The organism is Luteimonas rhizosphaericola, from assembly GCF_029888045.1.
In the GTDB taxonomy this organism is placed as follows: domain Bacteria; phylum Pseudomonadota; class Gammaproteobacteria; order Xanthomonadales; family Xanthomonadaceae; genus Luteimonas; species Luteimonas rhizosphaericola.
In genome coordinates this window covers 1-5818 of the sequence record NZ_JARXRN010000001.1, presented here as the reverse complement: position 1 = coordinate 5818, position 5818 = coordinate 1, and the positions used below count along the sequence as shown (strand labels likewise).

The following is a 5818-nucleotide window of genomic DNA, read 5'->3' as shown; positions in this document are numbered from 1 at the left end:
GTGCTCCTGGGCTTCGGCACTATCCGTGGCTGTATAACAATTCGTTCAAGCCGAAACCGCTTCGCGGTTCGGCTTAACTCAAGCGTTAGGCCCCAAGAGAATGATCGAAGAGTCTCGGCACCCGATCAATCCGTGGATACTCGGTGGCGGCCTCGCGCTCATGCTCGCAGGCTTCGGGCTGTACAAGCTGTTCAGTCCTTCTCCGCATGGCTACCTTGAGTTGCTTATCGCCATGCCGGTCTTTTGCCTCGGCTTGGCTTTTACCGGCCTGTCGTTCTTCACTGGCCACCCTGGTCGGTTTCGCCCGCTCAGGATTGCCGTTGGCGTCATTCTGGTCCTTGCGGCCGCATCTCCGGTTCTGTCGCTTGTATGGCTACTTATCCGGTAGGCTTGGGGCCTAACAATTCATTCAAGCCGACGCCGCTTCGCGGCGCGGCTTAATTCAGGCGTTAGGCCCCAAAGATGCTACGTCATGCTCTGACAGCCTTGATTCTGCTCGGTGCCGGATCGGCTGCATTCTTCACGTACGTGGTGATGCCCTATAGCAGACAGCTGGCCTGTGAGTCTTGGCGAATCGACTGTGCGCCACTTCTGCAATCGGCCTTGCTCTTCTGGACAATTTTGCCCCTGATTGTGGCCATAGCGTCGCTTTGGCTCGCGCACAGGCTCCGGTCTTCTCGCCCTAGGGCCAGCCTCGTCCTGCAACTTTGGTTTCCTTTACTCTTGGTTGCCGCAGTTGCTTTCGTGTTCACAGGTCAGGCACCAGCGGTTGGCGCCTAACAATTCGTCCAAGCCGACGCCGCTTCGCGGCGCGGCTTAACTCAGGTGTTAGGCGTCACAAATGGACATCTCTGAGGCCGCTAAAGAACTATTCGTTGAGTTCCCCGAGTGGACAGAGTTCGTTAGCTGGGAAGCTGCAGATGACGGGACACGCTATCTGGTGATCCAGGTGCCTGCGCCACCGATGGCGGACGTGGAGCATGGGCTGCATATCGACACCTCAAACAATGAAGTCACTGTTGGCTTCGACTTCTATCACTCGCACTTCGATGACTTTATTGGAGATGGTGAGCACTTCGGGACAAAAGCCGCGCTAGAGTTCATACGACAAATCGTGTCCGAGCGAGTGGCGATTGTTTCGTGGTGGTCCGGTGAGACCTGGAAGGGCTCAACGCAAGTGGAGGCTGGAGCTGCCGCGAGCATACCGTCGTGGAGTGCCGCCTCTGACATCGACAGGGTGCGTGTTAGGTCTTGGCAAGGCGCCCTCAACTATGACGGTGGCGCCTAACAATTCATTCAAGCCGACGCCACTTCGTGGCGCGGCTTCATTCAAGTGTTAGGCCCGCGTGTCAGGACCCAAGGACGGAGAGATTCAATGGCTCGATTTGGCGTTACAAACATCTACCTCTTGGTAGGACTCGGACTGCTTGCCGTCAGCCTCATCTTGGGGGCTTGGCTCTTCCTCCAGCCTGCCCCGATTGCTCGCGGCGACATGCTATTTAGGGTGGCCTACGGGAGCTTCATCGGCGGTATCGTTCTGTACGTTATCGGCCGCGCGACGTCAGTGATGCAGCGTCGCTCGCAGGCCTAACCATTCATTCAAGCCGACGCCACTTCGTGGCGCGGCTTAATTCAAGCGTTAGGTGGCACGCTGCAATGTCGTGTCACTGAGTATTGTGGCAATCGGATTGGCTAACGTGCTGCAAGCATCTTTGGCTTCGGGCAGTGGTCGCAAGCGCGCCGGGGACAGTGCGTCGCGGCCGCCTTCGGATAGCCGGACTCAGGCGTTGCAATCGGACCGTCCATCGCCGGCTTCGGCCAGGTCCGGGGACAGGTTCCGGGCCGGCGCGCCCGTTCGGCATAGGCTTCGGCTACACCCCAAGCAAAGAGCTTGTCGCACCCCGATTTTCGTCGTAGCGTGTCGCCTAACAGTTCGTTCAAGCCGACGCCGCTTCGTTACACAAAGCACATGGCAGGTACAGCTTGCCATGTGCTTTGCTCCACTACGCGGCGCGGCTTAACTCAGGCGTTAGGCGGCATGTCAAAGATCATCGCAGTCATAGCAATGCTCCTTGTGTCCCTCACTGGCTGCGCCACAGATGCAACCGTGCGCACGCATGCCAATGAACTGGCCGGTACCTACTACAGCGGTGACGGCCTTGGCCGCTTGGTCTACATCACCCTTCGCCCCGATGGAACCTTTGCTAGCGACTGGCAGGGTTGCTTGGGTGTCTACGGAGAGGCGACAGGCTCTTGGCAACTGCAAGGCGATCAGATCATTTTCAGCCCTGCTGCCGAGCGTGACGCTCTCGCGGGCTACTTGCGTCGAGCTACAACTATTCGATATGACGGGCGACTAGGCTTTGCCCGTGCTCAAGACGTGGAGCACGACAAGATTAGCCAGGACCTCGTCTTCCTCAAGCAGGACGGCGGCGCTTACTAATGCCGCCTAACAATTCATTCAAGCCGAACCCGCTTCGCGGGTCGGCTTAATTCTGGTGTTAGGCGTCATATGAAAGTTCTGCGCAACGTGACACGTAGCCTTCCACTGCTTCTGGCGGCCAGTCTGGCCAGTGCCGGAGTGTCTTGGTCTCCTATTGCCTGTTCTTGCTTGTCGGCTTGGGAGGACATAGCTACTGGCCTTGGGCGGTTTGATCTCAAATCCCCAGATCAGCTCACTCCGCGGCTGGTAGCTGATGCTGTGAAAGCCAAGTTCTCTGGCAAGGCTGTATCTGCAAGCGACATGCCGTTCGCATTCTCAACCTACGACTGCGCAGATAGTTCTTCACCTGAGCGTGCAGTTCGGTGTCGCTGGTGGCTATGGGAGTCCAGCGGCGGGAGCAAGAAAGGGTATGACGTAGTTGTTTCAACTACTCCGCAGGGCGTCTTTCAGCGAGTCTCGGTTACGCCAGTCCAGTACATGGCTGCGTCCGACCGCAAATGACGCCTAACAATTCGTTCAAGCCGATGCCGCTTCGCGGCACGGCTTAACTCAAGCGTTATGCGTGGGTAGGTGTGTTGGTGTTGTCGGCTTCGGTGATGCGACGACTTCCGCTGCGTAGTTGACTTCGGCGTTGATCGGTCGCTGACACATCGGGACCACCGACGCTTCCCGGCTTCGCTTCACTCGGCTTCGGATGCACCGCGTTCGCGCCGCTCGGCACAAGTATGGCTTGATGACTTACGGATTGGCGGCGCTATCGGCTTCGGTCTTTGCTGGCCTCGACCTGCCCCGAGCTTTCGGACCGCTCTTCCGTGCTCCGCGTTCTCCCGGACCCGTTGCGGGCCGCCGGCTTCGGGTTTACCTTGGCGCGCATAACAATTCATTCAAGCCGAACCCGCTTCGCGGGTCGGCTTAACTCAGGTGTTAGGCGCTTGATCAACTCCGAAGAAGACTGGAGAGAGGTGAATGGGCAGCTTTAGCATTTGGCACTGGATCATCGTGCTTCTGGTTCTGGCCGTCCCGGTTGGCATCGGCTTCGTGATCTGGCTCATCGTTCGAGCAGTTCGAAGGCCTACCCGGCTGTCGACTTCGTCGATTGACGTCTTAGCCTCACCAGCGCCAACAGCGGAGGCGCGGCTTCAGGAGCTCGCTTCCCTGAGGTCCAAAGGCCTAATCACGGACTCGGAACTCGAGCAGCAACGTTCCGCGATACTCCGTGGCATCTAGGGACGCGCCTAACAATTCGTTCAAGCCGACGCCGCTTCGCGGCGCGGCTTAATTCAGGTGTTAGGTCCCATGTCGTCACTATTCGGCTATCTGTGTATCGTGCTGATCGCTATCGTGCTCGTTCTTGGCATCGCTAGTCGTGTCACTAGCACCCGTTTCTTCAAGCGACTCGAAAAGGAAGAGCCAAGTTCCACCGCATTGTTCCCAAGCGGCGCAAGCGTCGCCGTCGGTCACGCTAGCCAGCCGCTTCCATCGGCGCGCATGCGTTATCTGAAGAACCGCCGCTACAGAAGCCTTGCGGATCCAACTCTGCACCTGCTTGGGCGCCGCGCTTGGCTACTTCTAATTACTTATGCAGTAGCGTTCATTGCGCTAGTCTTCTCAGCACTGCTATGGGGCTACTTCCGGGCTAATGAGCCCTAACAATTCATTCAAGCCGACGCCGCTTCGCGGCGCGGCTTAATTCAGGCGTTAGGCATCGGATCATGCGCGTTGAGAACGTTGAAATTTTCTCAGATCAATCGAACTTGCCGGTGATTAGGCACCCCGGCCGCCGGTTCCCCGGCGTACTCGTGCAAGGTGACACGCTTCACATGCTGTGCGGTCTGGCTGCTGAGGCATTGTCGGATAGTCCCGACGCCCGGATCGAGCTGCAGGAGCTGCACACCAGGCTTCTAGGCATGCTTGCTCACTACAAGACCGTACTCAACGAGCATCAGGTTCCGCTACCTTACGCGGAGACGCCTGATGCCTAACAATTCATTCAAGCCGACGCCGCTTCGCGGCGCGGCTTAATTCAGGCGTTAAGCCTACAGGGGAGAACAATGCGAATTCCGACTCTCGCCTTAGTTGCACTTCTTTCGTTCCCAACTTCCGCCACGCCGGACTACACGTACTGCGAAATCACGGGCCTTGCGCTCGGCGCTGACAAAGAGTTTGTTGGCTCTGTCGCTTCACGGATAGTGGATCGTCAGGGCTTAACGGGCGAACAAGGTTGCCAGGCCGTTTGGCAAGACGCGCACCGCACTGGCAAGCGCCTTTCTGCTGGCGGGCAGTGGTCAGAACTGGACGCTTTGAAGTGGCGCAAGCTTCAAGACTTCGAGACCAAGGTTCTGGACAGCGTCATCAACGGTCTGCAGCTTGGGCTGTAGGCCTAACAATTCATTCAAGCCGACGCCGCTCCGCGGCGCGGCTTAATTCAGGCGTTAGGCGGCACGAGAGGACTATGGCGACTCAATTTCAATTATCTGACGACGAAGCTTTAGTGCTCTTCGAACTGCTTTCTTCTGGCAAGCTTGCGCAAGTCACGGATACAGTGGAAGCACATGCGCTTGGAGTGGTTCTGACCAGCCTGGAGAAGCAACTTGTTGCACCGTTCTCTTCTAGCTACTCGGAGCAACTGGCAGCAGCAAGGTCATCTTTGGTTGCGCGCTATGACGGGTAGTAGTCTGGCGGTGCCGCCTAACAGTTCATTCAAGCCGACGCCGCTTCGCGGCGCGGCTTAATTCAAGTGTTAGCCGTCATGAACTTCCATCTACGCGCCTGCACCGCCATTGCCCTTCTATCGCTGAGCACCGACGCGTTCGCATGTTCTTGGCCTTACTCTACGCCCGAGGAAAAGTACCAAACTAACTCCGCCGTAGTCCTTGCGTACCCAATTGGCGTTCTGAACCAGCCAAGCGATGCACTGGAATCTACGTTCCAAGGAGCCTTCAGGCAGAGGATTCAGTGGCAAGTGCTGATCAGCTGGAAAGGACAGTATCGACCTGGTGACATGTTCCTTACGTGGATTTCCCATCAGACAGGCATCTGCGGCGATCAAGCACTGCGTCAGCGAGCGGTGAGGCTTCTGTACCTGAGCGGACCCGAACCATACAAGGAAGTGATCAATGTTCGTCCTGAGAGCAGCATTTCGGAGATCGAGTTTCTGGAGGGTCTGCGGCATGACGGCTAACGGTGCGTTCAAGCCGAAACCGCTTCGTTCCGCAAACCACATGGCAGGTAAAGCTTGCCATGTGCTTCGCTCCACTACGCGGTTCGGCTTAACTCAGGTGTTAGGCGGCTCTGGAGACGCTGATGGAACTGACGCTTTTAGTGATTGCGATCGTTGTGCTCCTCAATGCCGTTGCTTCGGTGGTTGTTCTTCGC

At 57.4% G+C, this 5818-nt stretch carries 7 protein-coding genes; all 7 read left to right on the top strand.

Annotation, left to right across the window (positions count from 1 at the left end):
- Positions 1–100 precede the first annotated feature (100 nt).
- The 7 genes from QFW80_RS00035 (at position 101) to QFW80_RS00005 (ending at position 5114) form a co-directional block, all read left to right on the top strand.
- Positions 101–388, top strand: coding sequence for a hypothetical protein (locus QFW80_RS00035; RefSeq protein WP_280598799.1), 288 nt, complete (start codon positions 101–103; stop codon positions 386–388).
- Positions 389–841: 453 nt separating this feature from the next.
- Entirely contained in the window at positions 842–1288 is a 447-nt protein-coding gene (locus QFW80_RS00030) for a hypothetical protein (RefSeq protein ID WP_280598797.1), read from the top strand.
- A 750-nt stretch (positions 1289–2038) separates the two neighbouring features.
- On the top strand, positions 2039–2443 hold the full coding sequence (locus QFW80_RS00025; protein ID WP_280598795.1) for a hypothetical protein: 405 nt from the start codon (positions 2039–2041) through the stop codon (positions 2441–2443).
- 1296 nt (positions 2444–3739) lie between these two features.
- Complete coding sequence (locus QFW80_RS00020) at positions 3740–4093, top strand: hypothetical protein (RefSeq protein ID WP_280598794.1); 354 nt, start codon at positions 3740–3742, stop codon at positions 4091–4093.
- A gap of 62 nt (positions 4094–4155) precedes the next feature.
- Complete coding sequence (locus tag QFW80_RS00015) at positions 4156–4425, top strand: DUF6959 family protein (RefSeq protein ID WP_280598793.1); 270 nt, start codon at positions 4156–4158, stop codon at positions 4423–4425.
- Between the two features lie 69 nt (positions 4426–4494).
- Positions 4495–4821 (top strand): hypothetical protein, encoded by a 327-nt coding sequence (locus QFW80_RS00010; protein WP_280598790.1) that lies wholly within the window; start codon positions 4495–4497, stop codon positions 4819–4821.
- A gap of 74 nt (positions 4822–4895) precedes the next feature.
- A complete protein-coding gene (locus QFW80_RS00005) occupies positions 4896–5114 on the top strand; it encodes a hypothetical protein (protein WP_149101390.1) in 219 nt (72 codons plus the stop codon).
- Positions 5115–5818: the final 704 nt, after the last annotated feature.